Origin of the sequence: Staphylococcus sp. AntiMn-1 (assembly GCF_001663395.1) — a bacterium.
Taxonomy (GTDB): Bacteria; Bacillota; Bacilli; order Staphylococcales; family Staphylococcaceae; genus Staphylococcus; species Staphylococcus equorum.
In genome coordinates this window covers 1,364,945-1,383,700 of the sequence record NZ_CP012968.1, presented here as the reverse complement: position 1 = coordinate 1,383,700, position 18,756 = coordinate 1,364,945, and the positions used below count along the sequence as shown (strand labels likewise).

Sequence of the window (18,756 nt, the reverse complement as noted above, 5' to 3'; positions counted from 1 at the left end):
AGAAAAGTCCTACCCCTAAAATATAAAATATTGGAGATGGAAAAATGATCGCAACGATACTTACAGCAGCTGCGGTATATGTAGCAACAGGAATTGATTATCTCGTTATATTAATTCTTTTGTTTTCGCAAGTAAAAAAAGGTCAGGTGAAACATATTTGGATAGGACAATATATAGGGACTGCAATTGTTATAGGAGCAAGTCTTTTAGTTGCACAGGGGGTTGTAAATTTAATTCCTCAGCAATGGGTTATCGGACTACTTGGACTTTTACCACTTTACTTAGGTGTGAAAATGTGGATTAAAGGAGAAGAGGATGAAGATGAAAGTAGTATTTTATCTTTATTCTCCTCTGGAAAATTTAATCAGTTATTTTTGACGATGACTTTCATCGTATTAGCTTCCAGTGCGGATGACTTTTCGATTTATATACCGTACTTCACGACCTTAAATATGTCTGAAATCTTTATTGCTGTTATTGTCTTTTTGATTATGGTTGCTGTTTTATGTTATGTCAGCTATCGCTTAGCTTCCTTAGATTTTGTATCAGAAAAAATTGAGAAATATGAACGTTGGATTGTACCTATTGTATTCATTGGGTTAGGGATTTATATATTGTTTGAAAATGGTACATTTAACGCTTTATCCTCATTTCTTTAACAATCGGAACGCTTTCTCTAATAAGAATCAGCGCTCGTTTGACATATAAGACCGCCTTTTGGGAGTCACGATAGAAGTCCAATTTCTTAATTTTAGAACTGAGAAATTGGACTTCTATATACCTCCTGACTCTAACCTTATTAACTTGTAATGCAAAATAACGATTAAAATAGGTGCAAAATAACTCCTAAAGTGACAAGCTAAGCATATCAATACATATATAATGTCTATTTAGGGTCTGCTCAAAACATACATTATTAAAAATATATTTATAGATTTTTTTGCATACCACATTAACTGAGAATTTGATTATTATAATCAAATTCTCAGTTAATGTAGTATTGTGTATTGCTATACATCCTAGCATAGGTGAAAGATTACTAATAACATTGAATGACATAAGACTGATGCGAGTTAAAGACTAATATTGTTTTATTTGAAGAGTAAAGAGAACTTCTTATAACTGCTAATTTTATTAGTCTAATTCTCGAGTTCCAATAAAATCTCTTAATGATATGAAATGTCACATTAAATACTTAAGAAACTGCACAGTTTCTTTGAAAATTTAGCTTAAGCTAAATAATTAGGAGTGAATTTTTCTTAACAGTTAAAGTTTGTACTTAGATTGGTGTGAGAATGAACTTTTATTTTTAACAAAAATTATCTTTCAAAGCCAACCAAAAATGCATGATTTGTTCGATGAAAGGAATCGTTACAGGAGGTATAATATTATGAAAAAAACAACAAGAAGTATTCTTAGAGTAAGTATTATACTAAGTATCATTATTTTATTAGGGGTCACTTTGTGGTTCAATTTAACTTCTGATAAAAAAACTGTACAAGTAGGGGATGAAGCAATAGATTTTCAACTAGAGACGTTGAAAGGTGGTCCAATACAATTATCAGATGTCAATTTAGAAAAAGTGTTATTTTGAATTTCTGGGGGACTTGGTGTAAACCGTGTCGTGAAGAAATGCCTGATATGAACCGAATTTATAATGAGGGACATGATGATTATGAGATCATTGCAATAAATGTTTCGGAGGATGGGCAGCAGATTAATCAGTTCTTATCCAGCTTAGATGAAAAACTTGATTTTCCAATCGCATTGGATCGAAACAGAGATGTGACTAAAGCTTATCAAGTCGGACCACTGCCGACGACAATAGCAATCAATAAAAACGGTATTGTCGTGGATAAGAAAGAATATCAATGCACAAGCACTTCCTAATGGCTATTGTCGTTTACCAGTAATTGCCGGACCTTGTCCCCACGCAAATGCTTGTTTAGATTGTACGAACTTCTGTACAAGTAAACAATTTCTAAATGAACATGAAGAGCACTTAGACCGAACTAAAGAAATACTAAATAGGGCTAAACAGAACCAATGGCAGCGTCAGGTTGAAACTAACGAACGTGTGAAAAATAGATTAGAGCAGATTATTCATTCGTTAAAGGGGACGAATTAAGATGACTAGAAAGAGTAACACAACTGCCATAATTCAACTATCAAAAGAAAAGTCGGAGAAAACAAGAATTAGGGTTGAAAAGACAATTTCAGAGATGGCATTGAAAAAAGAGAAGATTAATTTTAACTCCGTTGCACAAAAGGCAAATGTTTCAAAGTCATGGCTTTACAAACAAAAAGATATTAGAAATAGAGTAGAGACATTAAGAGGGATGCAAATAAGTGAGTTAGTCCCCCGTAAACAAAGTAAAAGCCCCCGTTCAGAGGATGTGTTAATAAAGACCTTAAAAAACCGTATAAAGGCACTAGAAGAAGAAAACAAACAATTAAAGGATCAAGTTCAAATATTACATGGCAAGCTATTTTAGCAGCATTGTGCATCCTAAGATGTATCTCTAATTTTAATACAGAAGTGCATTGATAATCTGAACTTCTGTTTTTCTCGTTGGGATAACGGGACACTTTGGTATAAGAAAGCAAATCGATAATATAGTAAATAATACTTCCCTTGACCCTGTACTATGGTACAGGGTTTATACTTTATATGAGGTGAGATAAATGCAATTTCGTATTGGAGAACTGGCTGAGAAGTGCAGCGTTAATAAAGAGACTATTCGATATTATGAACGTATAGGCTTAATTTCAGAACCTGATCGTACGGAATCAGGATACCGCATGTATTCACAACAAATTATCGATCGATTGAATTTCATAAAAAGGATGCAGGAACTAGGCTTTACATTAAATGAAATTGACAAATTATTAGGAGTCGTCGATCGCAATGAATCGAAGTGCCGTGATATGTATGATTTCACTGTTCTTAAGTTAGAGGACATCCAGCGTAAAATTGAAGGTCTCAAAAGAATTGAACAAATGCTGGTGGATCTTAAAGAAAGATGTCCCGAAAACAAAGATATTTACGAATGCCCCATTATTGAAACACTGATGAAGAAATAAGAGGTGAAACAGGTAGAAGGCGTTGGCAAAACAGCCATTAAAGTCAGTGGAAGCACGGGCGAAGTAACGGTTTCCTTTGATGATAGGAAAACGGATTTACAGTTAATTAAGACGGCAATTTCGGATTTCGGTCTTGGAGTCGAGTAAAAGGAGGAATATTAATATGAAAAAGTATCGAGTAAACGTTCAAGGGATGACTTGCACGGGTTGTGAAGAGCATGTTGCTGTTGCTCTTGAAAACATGGGTGCAAAAGAGATTGAAGTGGATTTTCGTCGCGAAGAAGCTGTATTTGAGCTTCCGAATGACGTGGAGGTGGAAAGAGCGAAAAAGGCGATTTCTGAAGCCAAATACCAGACAGGAGAAACAGAAGAAGTACAACAGCAAGAAACGGTGCAACTTGGAGATGAAGGCGATTATGACTACATTATCATTGGTTCTGGTGGAGCATCCTTTTCATCTGCCATTGAAGCCGCGAAATACGGAGCGAACGTGGCAATCATCGAACGTGGCACAGTGGGTGGAACATGCGTGAACATCGGATGTGTTCCTTCAAAGACGATGTTAAGAGCTGGAGAAATCAATCACATAGCAAAAAACAATCCGTTTTTAGGATTGCACACGTCAGCAGGCAATGTCGATTTGGCTCCATTGATTAAGCAGAAAAACGATTTGGTGACGGATCTTCGAAACTCGAAATATGTTGATTTAATTGATGACTACGGCTTTGAATTAATAAAAGGTGAAGCGAAATTCGTGGATGAAAAAACCGTCGAAGTGAATGGCAAGCAGTTATCAGCCAAACGATTTTTAATCGCGACAGGTGCTTCACCTGCTGTACCAAAGATTCCTGGATTAGAAGAGGTAGATTATTTAACAAGTACAACATTACTTGAATTAAAACAGGTTCCAAAGCGTCTTACAGTCATCGGTTCAGGATATATCGGTATGGAATTGGGACAACTATTCCATCATTTGGGTTCAGAAGTAACGTTGATGCAAAGAAGTCCACGACTGTTAAAGGAATACGATCCTGAAGTGTCAGAAGCGATCACGCAAGCATTAACAGAACAAGGGATTAATTTAGTAACAGGAGCATCCTTTGAACGAATCGAACAGGACGGAGACGTTAAAAAGGTTCATGTTGAAGTCAATGGCAAGAAGCGAATCATTGAAGCAGATCAATTACTAGTTGCCACTGGAAGAACACCAAATACGACGACTTTGAATTTAGAGGTAGCAGGTGTTGAAGTAGGCTCCCGTGGTGAAATTATAATCGATGAGTATTCAAAAACAACGAATTCAAGCATCTATGCGGCAGGAGATGTGACGCTTGGCCCTCAATTTGTATATGTGGCAGCTTATCAAGGTGGAATTGCAGCAGGAAATGCCATCGGAGGACTGAATAAAAAGCTGAATTTAGAAGTGGTTCCAGGGGTTACGTTTACAGCTCCAGCGATTGCAACCGTTGGTTTAACGGAGCAACAAGCAAAAGAAAAAGGCTATGAAGTGAAAACATCCGTCTTGCCTTTAGATGCCGTTCCGAGAGCCTTGGTTAATCGAGAAACAACAGGTGTTTTTAAATTAGTGGCAGACGCAAAAACAATGAAGATATTAGGAGCACATGTGGTAGCAGAAAATGCAGGAGAAGTAATTTATGCGGCGACACTGGCTGTCAAATTCGGTTTAACCGTGGAGGATCTCCGAGAAACCGTGGCTCCATATTTGACAATGGCAGAGGGATTAAAATTAGCTGCCCTTACGTTTGATAAAGATGTATCAAAATTATCTTGTTGTGCAGGTTGATCACCTTTCCAGTAAACCTTGATATACTCCTCAGTTAATGAAAATTTTTATAAAAGACGATTCTTCTCTTAGCGTAGAGACAATCGTCTTTTTTTCTTCTGAAAAATGTTTTAACGTGGGTTTTATGTCAAAATGATGGCGCTACCCCTTTTACGTATTTTCAAGTCATCAGATATGATATGTTAGAAACATTGAAGACATGTAGTTAAAGCAAAGGTAAGTATTGTGCTGTAATTTCTGTACTTTACTATTGATAATGTGCATCTCCTTCACTGGAGGAGCCATTCATATTTTCTTCCATAGAACCTTCATTGTCCTCATTCATGTTCATCTCTTCATTTGAATTCTTTTCATTGCTAGTATCTTCTACAGATGCTTCTTCGTCATTGCTTGTACAAGCTGATAAAACAATGACCATCATTAGAGAAAACAAGCTTATCAATAGGTTCTTTTTTCTCATACTTTACAATCCCTTCTTTCTACTTTTAATAAAGAACTTGTCATTCCTTTATGTATTAGACTAGATTATAATTTTCGAGAATCCGTGCATAAAATGAGTATTTAATATGACAAAAACTACATGTAAAATTAAGTTTAAAAAACGACCGTTTTACACACAAAATAGTGCATACGGTAAAAGGATGTCACTTAAGACGCTATTTTACGCCTGTTTTTAAGCGCTATTTTGCACTATAACACATTTGAAAAAAGGTAGAACACAGCCTTTTATGTTCCAACTGTCACTTTCGATGTTATTTTGCACTGATTTAGGCGATAATTTGTACTATAGTTAAGAAACCCAGCTAATCTTTTCACAAAGACAGCTAGGCTTTAAAGTTGGTTATGCAAAATAACACTTAAAATATATGCAATTTATCGTCAAAAATGACATGCAATATATTCAGCAATATAATTATGTCTATTTAGGGTCTACCCTAATCGAACCATTATCGATGCTAGCAAAACAGTATTTCTGTATGTATGATTAGAGTACTAAAAATGTTCGATTTTGACACAAAGCTTCTTAAAGTGACAAAGAAGGTTTTCTTGATTATTTAAATCCATAAACTTGTCTTATAATCAATGTATGAAAATTATTTAAAAATATGAGCTTTTAGAAAGCTTAGGTATCACTGTAATTATTGCAGTGATACTTTTTATTTTGGGTTTTGTCTATTTTGAATATCTTCTTGCTCTTTCTTAGCACCGTTTAAAATTTCATCTATATGATAAAAGCCATTTACAATGATGATAGAAAGAATAATTAATCCAATGCCCTTAAGCCAACTTTTGGAAGACGTAGGCTTTTGTCTCTTTAAAAAAAACATGCCAATTAACGTTGCGACTACAATGATTACGAATAGATATATCATATATCATCTTCCTTTTTATAAAAATTAAATATCAAGAAAAAATTAACTTAACTTTGAAATAATATTAACATAAAGAGATGTTTTTTCAACGTTCTCTAAAACATTGAATTTAATAATATTATTCTCTCAGTTTCATTATTTGTTTAGCGCTATATCTTTATATTAAAATAAAGTGCGATATAATTTAGTATGAAGTTATTACATAGGAGCTGTTCAAGCGATGAAATGGATTTTATTTGATAAAGATGGCACGTTAATATATTTTGACGGTAGTTGGATGAAGATTGGCTTACAACTCGTCGACGATTTTATGGAAGCATACAAGGACGATATACATGATATAGATACAGCATATAAGCATTTAGGTATCGTAGATGGAGAAATTCAACCTGGCACAATAATGGCTTCAGGCGCTTTAGAAGAAATGGTCAAAGCGTTATGTGATATTGCTGGTCAGGACGTTTCGAAGTGGGCACAGAAAAGGAGCCAAACACTTGTTGATAATAGAGTGCCAGAAAATGTTCTGGTAGAAGGTATTTATGAAACGTTAGAGACGCTACAAAACCAAGGTTATAAAATGGGTATAGTAACAAGTGATTCTAAAAAAGGCGTAGAACAATTTTTAGAAGTAACTCAATTTGATCATTTCTTTGATGTAGTCATATCTACGGAGGCTTATGCAGTTGAAAAGCCTAATCCAGAAGTGCTTAATCCCTTGTTTAACAACTACGACGTATCACCACAAGATGTAATCATCGTGGGTGATACCGCCAATGATATACAAACAGGTGTAAATGCTAAGTTAGGCCTTAAGATTGCTGTACTAACGGGCGTAGGATTAGAACAAGAACTTAATAAAGCTGACCATATTGTAGATAACGCGAATGACGTTCTAGGAATATTAAATCAATATGCGTAGTTCACAAATTGTGTCATAATATACGTATCGTATATTATGACTTTTTTCTTTAATATAAACATAGAGGTGATTGTATGATTGATGGAAAATACGCAGATTATAAAGGCGAAACTTATAAAGTAGTTGAAATTGTTGGTAATGAATTGGTGCTAGCAACAGAAGACGAAAAGGCATTGGAACATGGTTTTGAAGCACAAACAGCAAATCAATCAGCGCATACATTATATTTCAAACGTATCCCGAGAGATGATGTTGATGAGCTTTATGCGTTATTTCAAGAAGCGAGATATGAAGGTGCCGTTTTTGATTTATACCAAGATACAGAACAACAACTTTATATTGGGACAGAAGATCAAGACAAAGCGAGTTCATTTGGATTAGATCAAACAGATGAACATTATTATAGTAAGTATGTGACAGAAGACGAAATTGAAAAAATAATCTACCGCCAACATATTGAGTAGTACATTGTTATAGCAATGAAAAAGGAGTGAGACATAATAATTGTCCCACTCCATTGTTTTTTATAGCTGTTTTTTCTTCTTGATAATTTTTGTTTAAATGATGGCAGTGATTTGGCCAACTCCTGGTGAGTTAATAAAACGATAGTAAAAGACTACAGACTGAGACCGTGTCCTAGGCAAGTGAGTATGAAATAAATAGAAAAGCCGGAACGGAATTTAAGAAAAATATGCACAAAAAAATGCCAACAAAGTCAGATGCTTTGTTGACACTTTATTTGTATTAGCGTTGATCTACTTTACGATGTGTCTCAATAATATGACGAATCTTATCAATGACTGGGTTTAATGAGTCTGGATCTTCATGTAAATCATATTCATTAATATTCACACGTACAACAGGACATGCGTTAAATTCGCTTATCCAGTCGTCGTAACGTTTGAATAGTTTTTGCCAATATTCTGGGTCAGTTTCCATTTCCATCTGGCGACCACGCTGTTTAATGCGATCAATGACTTCATCGTAATCACATTCTAAATAAATCAATACATCTGGTTTAGGGAAATAAGGCGTCATGACCATGGCGTTAAATAATTCTGAATATGTTTCAAAGTCTTCTGGGCTCATTGTACCTTGTTCTTCATGCATTTTAGCGAAAATGTCGACATCTTCGTAAATCGAACGGTCTTGGATGAAACCACCGCCATATTCAAACATGCGTTTTTGTTCTTTAAAACGTTCAGCTAAGAAATAAATTTGTAAGTGGAAACTCCAACGCTCAAAGTCGTTGTAAAACTTATCGAGGTAAGGGTTATGGTCCACGTTTTCAAATGAAGTTCTAAAATTCAGGCGTTCGGCTAAAGCTTTTGTTAATGTTGATTTTCCTACGCCTACAGTACCAGCGATAGTAATCACAGCATCTTGAGGGATACCGTATTTATTCATGCATTTGTCCTCCAATCAGTGGCTTCACTAATTCTAAAATATAATTATAGTCATCATTGTGTTTAACAAAATCAAGGCGTGTCGTGTCGATGCGAATGACGCGTTCTCCGTCAGCTTTTAACGAATTATAATAGGCATTATAATCACGCTTTAAATTAAGTAGGTAGTCATCCTCAATTTGATGTTCAAAACTGCGGTTACGTAGTGCTATACGGTCCTTTAAAGTTTCTAATTCTGCATCTAAAAAGATGATAATATTGGGCATTTCCAGATCTTCAGTTAAAATATCATAAATTCTTGAGAATTTACTGTATTCGGCACTCGTTAAGGTATTATGTGCGAAAATTTTATTTTTATAAATGTGATAATCACTAACGATACCACTTTCATTTGAAACAAGATCTTGGAATTGTTTGTAACGATTACATAAAAAGAACATTTCTGTTTGGAAACTCCATTTAGAAATATCTTCATAGAAATCTGATAAAAAAGGATTTTCATTTACAATTTCTTTTTCTTCATAGTAATTGTAAGTTTGACTAAGTTTGTGCGCTAAAGAAGACTTTCCGACACCAATCGGGCCTTCAACAGCAATAAATTGTTTTTTCATATTTACCGCTCCAATGTTAAAATAGACAATAAATATTGTACCATATGTGAGGTGTAAGACACATGACAACTGACCAAGATTTTATGAAAATTGCGATTGAAGAAGCAAAAAAAGCAGGGGATATTGGTGAAGTGCCTATTGGTGCTGTCATTGTTCGAGATAATGAAGTGATTGCAAGAGCACACAATTTGCGAGAATCATCACAAGACCCAACTGCACACGCTGAGCATCTTGCAATTCAGAAAGCTGCTGCTGTCGTCGGTAGTTGGCGCTTAGAAAACTGCCGACTTTATGTCACGCTAGAACCATGCGTGATGTGTGCTGGAACGATTGTAATGAGCCGTATTCCGTATGTAATTTATGGAGCCAAAGATCCCAAAGGTGGCTGTGCAGGTAGTCTCATGGACCTGTTACAAGAACCAAGATTTAATCATCGTGCAACGGTTCAAACAGGTGTATTAGAAGAAGCATGTAGCCAATTATTAAAAACATTTTTTAAAAATTTAAGAAAAAATAAAAAAATCATACAAACAGCCGATAATACAAATCACTAAAGATTTGGTAGAATATGAGTGTGTTACAAATTTGTGGCAAATGAGAATGGTGTGTAATTAAGATTGTGTTATCGATCATAGAAGGAAACGAGGTAAATTAATGATAAAATTAATTGCAACAGATATGGATGGTACATTATTAAATGCGGCACATGAGATATCAGAAGAGAATATTAAGGCGATTCAATATGCACAATCGCAAGGCATAACAGTAGTTATTGCTACGGGACGTGCTTTTTATGAAGCCAATTCACCTGTAAATCAAACAGATTTGAAAGTGCCTTACATCTGTTTAAATGGTGCAGAAGTGAGAGATGAATCTTTTAATATCATGAGTACATCTAAATTGAATCGTGAGTTAATTAATAGAATTACAACTGAGATGGATAAGGAAGATATTTATTATCAAGTTTATACAAACTTAGGTATCTACACTGAAAACCCTCAACGCGATTTAGAAATATATATAGATATTGCAGAACGAGCTGGTCAAAAAGCAGACGTAGAAAAAATTAAAGCTGGTATTCAAAAACGAATTGATAATGGTACTTTAAAAGTTGTAGATAATTATGACAAGATTGAAGATACCCCTGGAGAAATTGTTATGAAAATCCTTGCTTTTGACAGTGATTTAGAGAAAATTGACCGTGCAAGTGAGAAACTAGCACAATCAGAAAGTCTTGCAATTTCTTCTTCTTCAAGAGGCAATATTGAAATTACACACTCAGATGCACAAAAAGGCATCGCGTTAGAAACGATTGCAGAGCGTCTTAATATAGATATGGAAAATGTTATGGCAATAGGTGATAACATGAATGATATTTCTATGCTAGAGCGTGCTGGTTACTCTGTAGCGATGGATAACGCAACGCCTGAAGTAAAAGCAGTGTCTAAGTATGCTACAGACACAAATGAGCAAAGTGGCGTCGGAAAAGCGATTATGAAATTGCTCAAAGAAAATAATGAAATTTAGTATGAGGAGAAGTATATTATGAAAGGTTTAATCATTGTAGGGAGTGCGAAATTAGGTTCACATACAACAGCGCTATCCCAATATTTAAAAGGGCATTTTGAAGAACATGATTTTGAAGTTGAAATTTTTGATCTTGCAGAACATCCAATTCACCAACTTGATGTTTCAGGTGCTTCTAGTCCAAGTGAAACATATAAAAATAATTTAAGTACATTACAAGCTAAAGCAAGAGAAGCGGACTTTTTCGTCTTAGGATCTCCGAATTATCACGGTTCATACTCTGGTATTTTAAAAAATGCTTTAGATCATTTAACTATGGATGATTTCAAAATGAAACCTGTAGGCCTTATTGGTAATAGTGGAGGCATCGTAAGTTCAGAACCGCTATCACATTTACGTTTAATTGTACGTACATTATTAGGTATTGCAGTACCAACACAAATTGCTACGCATGATACAGATTATAAAAAATTAGACGATGGTACATTATATTTAGATAATGAAGAATTCCAATTACGTGCTAGATTATTTGTAGATCAAATCATTTCTTTTGTTAAAAATAGTCCTTATGAACATTTAAAATAAGTTAAATGATTAAATTATACTAAAATAACTGTTAGGTTTCTAAATAGGGCCTAACAGTTATTTTTATGTATGTTATTTTGAGCTTGATGGCTTTAAAATAGAAGTTACGATTGTATGATATTGATCTAAAATCGACTTTATTTTAGGTAGGTCTATATTATGTAAATGAATGCAACGCTCATCATATGCATCTCTAGATTTTTTTAATAGCCCCAACTCAATGAGATTGTTGATTTGTATTGAAATGGGTGTGTTGTGACTATACAACAACCTTTTGAGTTTTACCGCTTCAATACTTTCTTTGTTAATATAAAGTAATTTATCCAATATAATTATTTCAGCAAATGTAAGGTTCAAATTTTGTTTTACTACTTTTTTAATTAATTTTCTCTTTTCTTCGTAAGTTATTATATTCATGTTATCACCACATTAAGTTATTTGTTCTTTGTTGTATTATTTTGAAATTTTTAATACCTTCTATAATAGGTTGTTTATTATTAAATCCTTAAGGGCTTACACCTTTGATTGCTTGGAAATGATATATATAATCTTTAAGTGAATGGAAGTGATACTGTCTCCATACAAAATCTAAAGTATCACCATTTAATAAAGCACATGTTGAAAAGTGAATTTTTGAAGCAATAATGTAGTTTGATAAGGTACAACACATAAGTGCTGAAAATTCACGCGATAAAAAGCTGTTATTTACAAAAAATTGATGCGCAATATCTTGGCAAATTAATTTTCTTTCACAGTTGTTATTAATATATTGAATAACGTCTCTAATCAATATATGTTTAAAATTCCGTTCAGATTTAGAGCGAGGAGTTGTATTTATGGTATTAAGATAAGTCGCTTTAATTAAATATAATAATTTTCGTTCTATATCTTTAGTGTTTGATTGATTTAACATTGATAAAATGACGTCGTTATAAAGTATTTTTAAATCGGGACTATCTTTATCTATTATATTATGTTCATTTTGAGCATGCTTATTCAAAATTTTATAATAATAGTAATTATTTATAGATAGACATAATAACGTGCCTTCAAAGTTGATATCATTAATACATTCATAGTCATGAATATAAAATATATCTCCTGTATGGTAATGTTTAAAATTGTTATTTTTTAGAATTGTAATTTCTCCATCAAAAACGAAATAGATATTTAAAAAATGGTTAGTACGTAAACATTTAAAATTGGATGTTTTATTATTATATATCTTTAAATCATAATCCATTATTTATTTCACCACACCAATATACTAAGAAGCATCTTCTCTATAATAATTTTAATACGAAAAGTGTATATCGGACATTAACAAAATTTAACTCTTGATACACATTATTTTAAAATTAATATGCGAGTTTAGATTTTAGAGTAAATAATTTAATAGTAACGCTTAAAATTTTACTTTTTAATAATTAAAAACATAACGTCAAATAGATAATCTAGAAAAATTGAAATTACATTTACTAGAGATATTCAAATTTTGAACAAAAAAAGAGTACTAATAAATATATATTAGTACTCCTATAATAAATAAAGCGTATGAGTTAAATTGTATTTAACTATTTATGGTATTTTAATTTAGCAAAAGCATCATGTTGGTGAATAGATTCTTCATTGCGACATTCTATTTCAAAACCATCAAGCCACTCAAAACCTACCAAATCTGCAGCGATAAGACGGATAAGGTCTTCTACAAATCTTGGATTTTCATAAGCGTGTTCTGTAACACTTTTCTCATCAGGACGTTTTAGAATAGGATATAAAATAGAGCTTGCATTAGCTTCCATTGCATCTAAAATGACTTCTTTATAATCACCTATTAAATCAACATCTTTATTTAGAAAAGCTTTTACAGTGATAATACCACGTTGGTTGTGTGCTGAGTACTCGCTAATTTCTTTTGAACAAGGGCAAAGTGTAGTCACCGCAGCTTGGATTGTAATCTCTTTACGCGTTACATCATCTTTATCAATCGCTAAACCATAAGTTACATCGGCATGACCAACAGCTTTGATTTGAGTGACTGGGCTATAACGGTCGAAGAACCATTTAGCTGAGACATCTAAACCAGCAGCGTTTTGTTTCATGCTAACTTGTAAACTACGTAATAATTGATAAAGTGCGTCAAAATTTAATTCAATGCCATTATTATAGTGCTTTTCGACACTTTCTAATATACGGCTCATATTAATGCCTTTTTCGTCTTGATTTAAACTTGTTGAAAAACTAAAGTTTCCAGCAGTTTGGAAACGATCTACAAGTACTGGGTAAACTAAGTTTTTAATACCTACCTCTTCGATTTCAAACAAGAAATCTTTATGTGTACTTTGTAAGTCTTTCATATTTTCTTTTTCAGTTGGTTTCGTACCTTCGATAGGGTCAACAGAACCAAAGTGCTTCCATCTTCCTTCTCTAGTAGATAAGTCAAATTCTGTCATGCTATTGCCTCCACTTAAGATTCAAAGTTATAAGTCCAATAAGGTTCTACTTCTAAGAAACTGTGTGCTTCTCCAGGTACGTCAGGTGTTGCAAGTGACTCTAGGAATGGACCTGTTTGAGATGCATGTGCTTCGAATGTACGTAGTTTAACCTCTTTATAATCACTGATCTCATTTAGAATGTCTGGTGCACCTAATTTTTCATGTGCGTCATTACTAAATGCTACAAGCTGTAAACGTGGTCTTTCAGATACTGGCATACGACCAACCGTTCTCACGACTGCTTCTGCAGTAGCTTCATGGTCAGGATGAACAGCAAACTGCGGATAGAAAGAAATGATGACAGATGGTTGTAATTCATCAATGAGGGATTTAACCATTGCATCCATTTCATCATGTGGTTCGAACTCTACAGTTTTATCTCGTAAACCCATTTTACGTAAATCAGTTATGCCTATTGCTTCCATTGCTTTTTCTAATTCTTTTTCACGAATATCTGGTAATGTCTCACGCGTAGCAAAAGGTGGATTGCCTAAATTGCGTCCCATTTGTCCGAGTGTCAAACATGCGTACGTGACTGGAACTCTATTATCGATATAGCGTGCTAATGTGCCTGCAGATGAGAATGATTCATCATCTGGATGTGGAAAAATTACTAATACTTGGCTTTCCTCTGCCATGATACGCCCTCCTTATGCTTTGAACGGTTGAGTACTAATTTCTAAAGCAGCAGCTAATTGACCTTCATAGTTAAACCCTGCTAGCAGAAACTCACCATTCTCATTCACTTCATAATGTGTTAATCCTTGGACATAGACCCAACCGCTATCTTTCAATTTAAGACCGACACGGAAAGGATCTTTGTTGCCACCTTTAAGTTGAGCGTGTTCGTAAGTCACTTGAATATTTCTCAAAAAAGTTCCCGCATTAAATACACGTTGGTCAAAGTGAGCAGCATATGCACCATTTGTTGTTTCAACATGTAAGTATACAGGTTTATGCTCATATGAAGAAAGTAATGCTTGTACTTCCTCATTGTTAATTTGTTCCAAAATTTTGCCTCCTTGCTTCCAAACCCAACATTACAAAATTCAATTATTTATATTTACTTAACACAATAGATTTCTATGATATAAGTCTATACTTTAGTGTAAACCGACTCGTATACATTTTCTACCAGAAAAGTGAATTTTATATCTAAGAATTGTATTTTATATTTTGATTATCTCTTCATTCTACTAAAAAGCACAGCAGAAATGTATCACTCTGCTCAATTTTTATTAAAAAGTCTCAATTTAATAGTTAAATAGAGGTGGAATCCAATTCCTGTTAAAAAGATATAAAAGAAGTATAATGCATAAGTGTAATAAGATTTATATATAATTTGCATAACAATCAATTTATTATGACTGTAGTTTTAACAATAAAACATAGTATTAACATAGGTGTTAACGGGTATATTCATTTTAGGTAGAGGATATACAAGTGTTTATCGTGTTATTTTACTCGTTTAATATATAAAACTAAGGGTAAATAGCTTAAGTGCAACATTATATAGTAAGTTAAGTCACAACGATGGCTCTATAATTTAATTCAAGAAGGGATGATCATTTTGGAATTACAACTAGCAATTGATTTATTGAATAAAGAGGAAGCGGCAAAACTTGCGAATAAAGTTAAAGATTATGTAGATATCGTAGAAATTGGTACACCAATCGTTATTAATGAAGGTTTACCAGCGGTTCAACATTTAAATGATAATATAGAAGGCGTAAAAGTACTTGCAGACTTAAAAATTATGGATGCTGCAGACTACGAAGTAAGCCAAGCAGTTAAATTTGGTGCAGACGTAATAACAATTTTAGGTGTTGCTGAAGATGCATCAATTAAAGCAGCAGTTGAAGAAGCACATAAAAGTGGTAAAGAATTGTTAGTAGATATGATTGCAGTACAAGATTTAGAAAAACGTGCTAAAGAATTAGACGATTTAGGCGCAGACTATATCGCTGTGCATACTGGTTATGACTTACAAGCTGAAGGTCAATCTCCTTTAGAAAGTTTACGTAAAGTTAAATCAGTTATTTCTAATTCTAAAGTAGCTGTTATTGGTGGTATTAAACCAGATACAATTAAAGAAGTTGTAGCAGAAGAACCAGACTTGGTTGTAGTTGGTGGCGGTATTGCTAACGCTGACGATCCAGTTGAAGCTGCTAAACAATGTAGAGATGCGATTGAAGGCAGATAATATGACTGAAATTACAAATTATCGCTTAATATTAGATGAATTAGACCATACACTATCACACGTTAAAGATAGTGAAGCAAAAACGTTTTTAACACAAGTGGTTGAAGCGAATCAAATATTTGTTGCAGGAAAAGGTCGCTCTGGCTTTGTAGCAAATAGTTTTGCAATGCGTTTAAATCAATTAGGCAAATACGCGCATGTTGTGGGTGAGTCTACAACGCCGTCTATTACTGAAAATGATTTGTTTGTTATTATCTCTGGATCAGGTTCGACAGAGCATTTAAGATTATTAGCAGATAAAGCTAAAGCTGTTGGTGCAGAAGTTGTATTATTGTCGACAAACCCGGCTTCAGCGATAGGTGAACTTGCAAATGCAGTTATTGAATTACCGGCAGGGACGAAATATGATGCTGAAGGTTCAGCACAACCCCTAGGTAGCCTATTTGAACAAGCATCACAAGTGTTTTTAGATAGTATTGTTTTAGACTTAATGACTGAGTTAAAAGTTGATGAAGAAGCAATGCAACAAAACCACGCAAATTTGGAATAACCAAATATAAGTGTGAATAAAAGTAAAAAGAGAGAGGAAACTAAATTTAAGTTTCCTCTCTCTTTTTATTTCTGTATATTAAAATTAATCTAAATGAACTCTATTATGATCTTCCATACTATTTTCTTGTGTCATATCTATACATTGTTTACATGTTATAAAAGCGATTATTGCAAGTGAAACGATGATGTTAATAGTTAAAATCTTCTTCATGTTAATCATCCTAACTGTTTAAGTTTTTATATGAATTACAATGCATTAAGGTCGTTTTTGACTAGTTATTATTTTGAAAAAGGCACAATAAATAGACGTGATAAAAATTTATTGTATGTTACCTTTTCCCTGATGTTTAATTGTTAATCAAACTCAACTAAAGCGTATGTGCTATAGCTATGCTAAACAGTTGATTGATAACAAAGTATAGAGTATTGAGACTTTGATACTACAATTTATTTTAATATTAAAAATAATAAATTTAAAAACTATAGAAGAAAGTTAATTAGAATCTAAAAACGAATTTTAAAATGGCAACTAATGATTAATAATAAAACAAATAGGGGATACTATAAAAAATAGTTTAGTTACTTTTAGACTATTTTCACGTAGATCTATGACAATTTGATTTTAATACATTATTAAAGGGGAGATATAATGGAAAAAATCGTTGCTTTTTCAGATTGGCTTTGGGGGTTTCCTTTAGTTACATTATTATTAGTTTCAAGTTTATATTTAACAATAAACTTGAAATTTATTCAGTTTAGACATTTCTTTTATATGATGAAACAGACCTTTGGAAGTGTCAATAAAACGCCTAAGGGTGAGGGTACAATCACACCGAGGCAAGCATTGACCTCTGCGTTATCATCTACGATAGGCGCTGCGAATATTGTTGGTGTACCTACGGCTATTATGATGGGTGGGCCAGGTGCAGTCTTTTGGATGATAGTAATTGCATTCCTAGGCATGGCTTTAAAATTCAGTGAAAACGTACTCGGTGTACATTATCGTGAAAAAAATAAAAAGGGCGAATTTGTTGGTGGACCTACATATTATATGAAGAAAGGTTTTAAAAATAAAAAGTTAGGCGCTATTTTTTCTATTGTCTTTGCTTTTGCGCTGATGCTTGAGCTTATTCCAAGTATTATGGTACAAGGTCATTCGGCTGCAAGGACTGTTCATGATACATTTAATATACATATGGGTGTAACTGGTGTCGTTCTAGCTATTCTTGCAGCATTAGTCGTGTTTGGTGGTATTCAACGTATCGCGTCATTTACTGAGAAGATTGTGCCAATCATGGTAGGTTTATATTGTTTGTTAGGATTTGCTATTGTCCTAATGAATATCACTCAAGTGCCTAATATTATTGCACTTGTTGTTGAACAAGCGTTTAATCCTAGTGCAGCATTAGGCGGCACATTCGGTGCAGCGCTCGCAACTACCATCCGTTGGGGATTTGCACGAGGCATATATTCTAATGAGGCAGGTCTTGGTACATCACCTATTGCTCATGCAGCTGCTAAAACGGATCATCCTGTACGTCAGGCTTTTTGGAGTGTCAGTGAAATTGTAGTCGATACGCTTGTCGTATGTAGTACGACTGCTTTCGTTGTACTTGTTTCTGGTGTCTGGACAGCAGAAGACGCAAAATCACAATCTGCAGCGCTCACAGCCAGAGCGTTTGAAGATGCTTTTGGACAATTTGGCAGTATGATTGTATCGATTTCGATGGTATTTTTCGTATTTTCAACGGTCATCGTCGTGATTTTTTACGGCTCTAGAATGGCAGAATTCTTATTTGGATTAACAGGTGGTTGGATTATGAAAGTCGTCTACGTATTATCATTAATCGTAGGTGCTTTGGGTGCAGCAACACAACTATGGAATTTGTTAGATTTAGCACTTGCAATTGTGCTTATACCTAACGTTATTGCTGTCCTTATACTTTCACCAAAAGTAAAATCACTAACTATAGATTTCTTTAAAAACTATAAATAAGTTGTTCTATTAAAAATAAGGTCCCTCACTACAAAATGCAGTGAGGGATTTTTGGTACGCAGATTTTTCAAAAATTGGGTTTGGATATTTCATTTCCGGAAAATTTAATCTACTAATGGGATTTGGATTGTAAGTTTCATTTAATTTTCAATGAAATTGGGAAGAAGATGACCTAAGCCTCCACGATTAAAATTTATCAGT

Annotated in this window: 25 protein-coding genes and 1 pseudogene; 16 read left to right on the top strand and 10 right to left on the bottom strand. The window is 33.8% G+C overall.

Features of this window, described 5'->3' with window-relative positions; all coding sequences use genetic code 11:
• Window positions 1-44 precede the first annotated feature (44 nt).
• The 7 genes and pseudogenes from AOB58_RS06850 to merA all read left to right on the top strand — a co-directional run bounded on the left by AOB58_RS06850 (window position 45) and on the right by merA (window position 4,888).
• A complete protein-coding gene (locus AOB58_RS06850; RefSeq protein WP_064783151.1) occupies window positions 45-659 on the top strand; it encodes a CadD family cadmium resistance transporter in 615 nt (204 codons plus the stop codon).
• Window positions 660-1,390: 731 nt separating this feature from the next.
• On the top strand, window positions 1,391-1,594 hold the full coding sequence (locus tag AOB58_RS13785) for a thioredoxin domain-containing protein (protein WP_228070300.1): 204 nt from the start codon (window positions 1,391-1,393) through the stop codon (window positions 1,592-1,594).
• Window positions 1,595-1,632: 38 nt separating this feature from the next.
• Window positions 1,633-1,890: a redoxin family protein gene (locus AOB58_RS13780; protein WP_234446432.1), complete on the top strand. Its 258-nt coding sequence runs from the start codon at window positions 1,633-1,635 to the stop codon at window positions 1,888-1,890.
• Window positions 1,847-2,128, top strand: a pseudogene (locus AOB58_RS13310) (transposase); the annotation flags it as partial. The gene AOB58_RS13780 and the pseudogene AOB58_RS13310, both read left to right, overlap by 44 nt.
• Window position 2,129: 1 nt before the next feature.
• Window positions 2,130-2,495, top strand: a complete 366-nt coding sequence (locus tag AOB58_RS06840) for a DUF6262 family protein (protein WP_046836472.1) — start codon at window positions 2,130-2,132, stop codon at window positions 2,493-2,495.
• A gap of 190 nt (window positions 2,496-2,685) precedes the next feature.
• Window positions 2,686-3,084 carry a mercury resistance transcriptional regulator MerR1 gene (gene merR1, locus AOB58_RS06835; protein ID WP_046836471.1) on the top strand — a complete coding sequence of 133 codons (399 nt, stop codon included), beginning with the start codon at window positions 2,686-2,688 and terminating at the stop codon, window positions 3,082-3,084.
• Window positions 3,085-3,247: 163 nt separating this feature from the next.
• Window positions 3,248-4,888, top strand: coding sequence for a mercury(II) reductase (gene merA / locus AOB58_RS06825; protein WP_064783150.1), 1,641 nt, complete (start codon window positions 3,248-3,250; stop codon window positions 4,886-4,888).
• Window positions 4,889-5,135: 247 nt separating this feature from the next.
• Here the strand turns inward: merA and AOB58_RS06820 are convergent, their stop codons facing one another.
• Window positions 5,136-5,348 (bottom strand): hypothetical protein, encoded by a 213-nt coding sequence (locus AOB58_RS06820; protein WP_046836468.1) that lies wholly within the window; start codon window positions 5,346-5,348, stop codon window positions 5,136-5,138.
• Between the two features lie 406 nt (window positions 5,349-5,754).
• On the opposite strand from AOB58_RS06820, the gene AOB58_RS13970 reads away from it, so the two are divergent.
• Window positions 5,755-5,877 carry a hypothetical protein gene (locus AOB58_RS13970; RefSeq protein ID WP_257737061.1) on the top strand — a complete coding sequence of 41 codons (123 nt, stop codon included), beginning with the start codon at window positions 5,755-5,757 and terminating at the stop codon, window positions 5,875-5,877.
• Window positions 5,878-6,045: 168 nt separating this feature from the next.
• On the opposite strand, the gene AOB58_RS06815 is transcribed toward AOB58_RS13970, so the two are convergent.
• Window positions 6,046-6,261, bottom strand: coding sequence for a hypothetical protein (locus AOB58_RS06815; RefSeq protein ID WP_064783149.1), 216 nt, complete (start codon window positions 6,259-6,261; stop codon window positions 6,046-6,048).
• Between the two features lie 220 nt (window positions 6,262-6,481).
• Here AOB58_RS06815 and AOB58_RS06810 point away from each other — a divergent pair, with 220 nt between their 5' ends.
• Window positions 6,482-7,180: an HAD family hydrolase gene (locus AOB58_RS06810; protein ID WP_064783148.1), complete on the top strand. Its 699-nt coding sequence runs from the start codon at window positions 6,482-6,484 to the stop codon at window positions 7,178-7,180.
• Between the two features lie 74 nt (window positions 7,181-7,254).
• On the top strand, window positions 7,255-7,644 hold the full coding sequence (locus AOB58_RS06805; RefSeq protein ID WP_064783147.1) for a hypothetical protein: 390 nt from the start codon (window positions 7,255-7,257) through the stop codon (window positions 7,642-7,644).
• A 280-nt stretch (window positions 7,645-7,924) separates the two neighbouring features.
• On the opposite strand, the gene AOB58_RS06800 is transcribed toward AOB58_RS06805, so the two are convergent.
• Complete coding sequence (locus AOB58_RS06800) at window positions 7,925-8,587, bottom strand: deoxynucleoside kinase (protein WP_021339560.1); 663 nt, start codon at window positions 8,585-8,587, stop codon at window positions 7,925-7,927.
• The gene (locus tag AOB58_RS06795; RefSeq protein WP_021339561.1) at window positions 8,580-9,197 is read right to left on the bottom strand and encodes a deoxynucleoside kinase; all 618 of its coding nucleotides are present in this window, start codon (window positions 9,195-9,197) and stop codon (window positions 8,580-8,582) included. Before AOB58_RS06795 ends, AOB58_RS06800 begins: the two co-directional genes overlap by 8 nt.
• Window positions 9,198-9,259: 62 nt before the next feature.
• On the opposite strand from AOB58_RS06795, the gene tadA reads away from it, so the two are divergent.
• The 3 genes from tadA (at window position 9,260) to AOB58_RS06780 (ending at window position 11,309) form a co-directional block, all read left to right on the top strand.
• Window positions 9,260-9,751 (top strand): tRNA adenosine(34) deaminase TadA, encoded by a 492-nt coding sequence (tadA, locus tag AOB58_RS06790; protein WP_064783146.1) that lies wholly within the window; start codon window positions 9,260-9,262, stop codon window positions 9,749-9,751.
• Window positions 9,752-9,851: 100 nt separating this feature from the next.
• Window positions 9,852-10,724, top strand: coding sequence for a Cof-type HAD-IIB family hydrolase (locus tag AOB58_RS06785; protein ID WP_002508468.1), 873 nt, complete (start codon window positions 9,852-9,854; stop codon window positions 10,722-10,724).
• An 18-nt stretch (window positions 10,725-10,742) separates the two neighbouring features.
• Window positions 10,743-11,309: an NADPH-dependent FMN reductase gene (locus tag AOB58_RS06780; protein ID WP_002508467.1), complete on the top strand. Its 567-nt coding sequence runs from the start codon at window positions 10,743-10,745 to the stop codon at window positions 11,307-11,309.
• A gap of 72 nt (window positions 11,310-11,381) precedes the next feature.
• Here AOB58_RS06780 and AOB58_RS06775 read toward each other — a convergent pair whose 3' ends face one another.
• From AOB58_RS06775 to AOB58_RS06755, 5 genes are all read right to left on the bottom strand, one after another.
• Entirely contained in the window at window positions 11,382-11,726 is a 345-nt protein-coding gene (locus tag AOB58_RS06775; protein WP_064783145.1) for a MarR family transcriptional regulator, read from the bottom strand.
• Window positions 11,727-11,814: 88 nt separating this feature from the next.
• Window positions 11,815-12,552, bottom strand: a complete 738-nt coding sequence (locus AOB58_RS06770) for a transcriptional regulator (protein ID WP_232621035.1) — start codon at window positions 12,550-12,552, stop codon at window positions 11,815-11,817.
• Between the two features lie 331 nt (window positions 12,553-12,883).
• Window positions 12,884-13,762 (bottom strand): GTP cyclohydrolase FolE2, encoded by an 879-nt coding sequence (gene folE2, locus AOB58_RS06765; protein WP_064783144.1) that lies wholly within the window; start codon window positions 13,760-13,762, stop codon window positions 12,884-12,886.
• Window positions 13,763-13,776: 14 nt separating this feature from the next.
• On the bottom strand, window positions 13,777-14,442 hold the full coding sequence (bshB2, locus tag AOB58_RS06760) for a bacillithiol biosynthesis deacetylase BshB2 (RefSeq protein WP_064783143.1): 666 nt from the start codon (window positions 14,440-14,442) through the stop codon (window positions 13,777-13,779).
• A 12-nt stretch (window positions 14,443-14,454) separates the two neighbouring features.
• Window positions 14,455-14,817, bottom strand: coding sequence for a YojF family protein (locus AOB58_RS06755; protein WP_162492976.1), 363 nt, complete (start codon window positions 14,815-14,817; stop codon window positions 14,455-14,457).
• Between the two features lie 557 nt (window positions 14,818-15,374).
• Here AOB58_RS06755 and hxlA point away from each other — a divergent pair.
• Window positions 15,375-16,007, top strand: a complete 633-nt coding sequence (gene hxlA / locus AOB58_RS06750; RefSeq protein WP_021339567.1) for a 3-hexulose-6-phosphate synthase — start codon at window positions 15,375-15,377, stop codon at window positions 16,005-16,007.
• A 1-nt stretch (window position 16,008) separates the two neighbouring features.
• Window positions 16,009-16,557 carry a 6-phospho-3-hexuloisomerase gene (gene hxlB, locus AOB58_RS06745; protein ID WP_002508460.1) on the top strand — a complete coding sequence of 183 codons (549 nt, stop codon included), beginning with the start codon at window positions 16,009-16,011 and terminating at the stop codon, window positions 16,555-16,557.
• 84 nt (window positions 16,558-16,641) lie between these two features.
• Here the strand turns inward: hxlB and AOB58_RS13965 are convergent, their stop codons facing one another.
• The gene (locus AOB58_RS13965) at window positions 16,642-16,770 is read right to left on the bottom strand and encodes a hypothetical protein (RefSeq protein ID WP_002508459.1); all 129 of its coding nucleotides are present in this window, start codon (window positions 16,768-16,770) and stop codon (window positions 16,642-16,644) included.
• A gap of 438 nt (window positions 16,771-17,208) precedes the next feature.
• Between AOB58_RS13965 and AOB58_RS06740 the strand changes: the two genes are divergently transcribed.
• On the top strand, window positions 17,209-18,555 hold the full coding sequence (locus tag AOB58_RS06740; protein WP_064783142.1) for an alanine/glycine:cation symporter family protein: 1,347 nt from the start codon (window positions 17,209-17,211) through the stop codon (window positions 18,553-18,555).
• The last annotated feature ends 201 nt before the right edge of the window (window positions 18,556-18,756 follow it).

Bases quoted from the DNA above. Each gene is read 5' to 3' on its own strand.
- AOB58_RS06785 (WP_002508468.1), top strand. From the start codon at position 9,852: ATGATAAAATTAATTGCAACAGATATGGATGGTACATTATTAAATGCG.
- AOB58_RS06810 (WP_064783148.1), top strand. From the start codon at position 6,482: ATGAAATGGATTTTATTTGATAAAGATGGCACGTTAATATATTTTGAC.
- AOB58_RS06850 (WP_064783151.1), top strand. From the start codon at position 45: ATGATCGCAACGATACTTACAGCAGCTGCGGTATATGTAGCAACAGGA.
- folE2 (WP_064783144.1), bottom strand. From the start codon at position 13,762: ATGACAGAATTTGACTTATCTACTAGAGAAGGAAGATGGAAGCACTTT.
- AOB58_RS06800 (WP_021339560.1), bottom strand. From the start codon at position 8,587: ATGAATAAATACGGTATCCCTCAAGATGCTGTGATTACTATCGCTGGT.
- AOB58_RS06775 (WP_064783145.1), bottom strand. From the start codon at position 11,726: ATGAATATAATAACTTACGAAGAAAAGAGAAAATTAATTAAAAAAGTA.
- bshB2 (WP_064783143.1), bottom strand. From the start codon at position 14,442: ATGGCAGAGGAAAGCCAAGTATTAGTAATTTTTCCACATCCAGATGAT.
- AOB58_RS13785 (WP_228070300.1), top strand. From the start codon at position 1,391: ATGAAAAAAACAACAAGAAGTATTCTTAGAGTAAGTATTATACTAAGT.
- AOB58_RS13965 (WP_002508459.1), bottom strand. From the start codon at position 16,770: ATGAAGAAGATTTTAACTATTAACATCATCGTTTCACTTGCAATAATC.
- AOB58_RS06805 (WP_064783147.1), top strand. From the start codon at position 7,255: ATGATTGATGGAAAATACGCAGATTATAAAGGCGAAACTTATAAAGTA.
- AOB58_RS13780 (WP_234446432.1), top strand. From the start codon at position 1,633: ATGCCTGATATGAACCGAATTTATAATGAGGGACATGATGATTATGAG.
- AOB58_RS13970 (WP_257737061.1), top strand. From the start codon at position 5,755: ATGCAATTTATCGTCAAAAATGACATGCAATATATTCAGCAATATAAT.
- AOB58_RS06740 (WP_064783142.1), top strand. From the start codon at position 17,209: ATGGAAAAAATCGTTGCTTTTTCAGATTGGCTTTGGGGGTTTCCTTTA.
- AOB58_RS06815 (WP_064783149.1), bottom strand. From the start codon at position 6,261: ATGATATATCTATTCGTAATCATTGTAGTCGCAACGTTAATTGGCATG.
- AOB58_RS06770 (WP_232621035.1), bottom strand. From the start codon at position 12,552: ATGGATTATGATTTAAAGATATATAATAATAAAACATCCAATTTTAAA.
- hxlB (WP_002508460.1), top strand. From the start codon at position 16,009: ATGACTGAAATTACAAATTATCGCTTAATATTAGATGAATTAGACCAT.
- AOB58_RS06780 (WP_002508467.1), top strand. From the start codon at position 10,743: ATGAAAGGTTTAATCATTGTAGGGAGTGCGAAATTAGGTTCACATACA.
- AOB58_RS06840 (WP_046836472.1), top strand. From the start codon at position 2,130: ATGACTAGAAAGAGTAACACAACTGCCATAATTCAACTATCAAAAGAA.
- AOB58_RS06795 (WP_021339561.1), bottom strand. From the start codon at position 9,197: ATGAAAAAACAATTTATTGCTGTTGAAGGCCCGATTGGTGTCGGAAAG.
- AOB58_RS06820 (WP_046836468.1), bottom strand. From the start codon at position 5,348: ATGAGAAAAAAGAACCTATTGATAAGCTTGTTTTCTCTAATGATGGTC.
- merR1 (WP_046836471.1), top strand. From the start codon at position 2,686: ATGCAATTTCGTATTGGAGAACTGGCTGAGAAGTGCAGCGTTAATAAA.
- merA (WP_064783150.1), top strand. From the start codon at position 3,248: ATGAAAAAGTATCGAGTAAACGTTCAAGGGATGACTTGCACGGGTTGT.
- tadA (WP_064783146.1), top strand. From the start codon at position 9,260: ATGACAACTGACCAAGATTTTATGAAAATTGCGATTGAAGAAGCAAAA.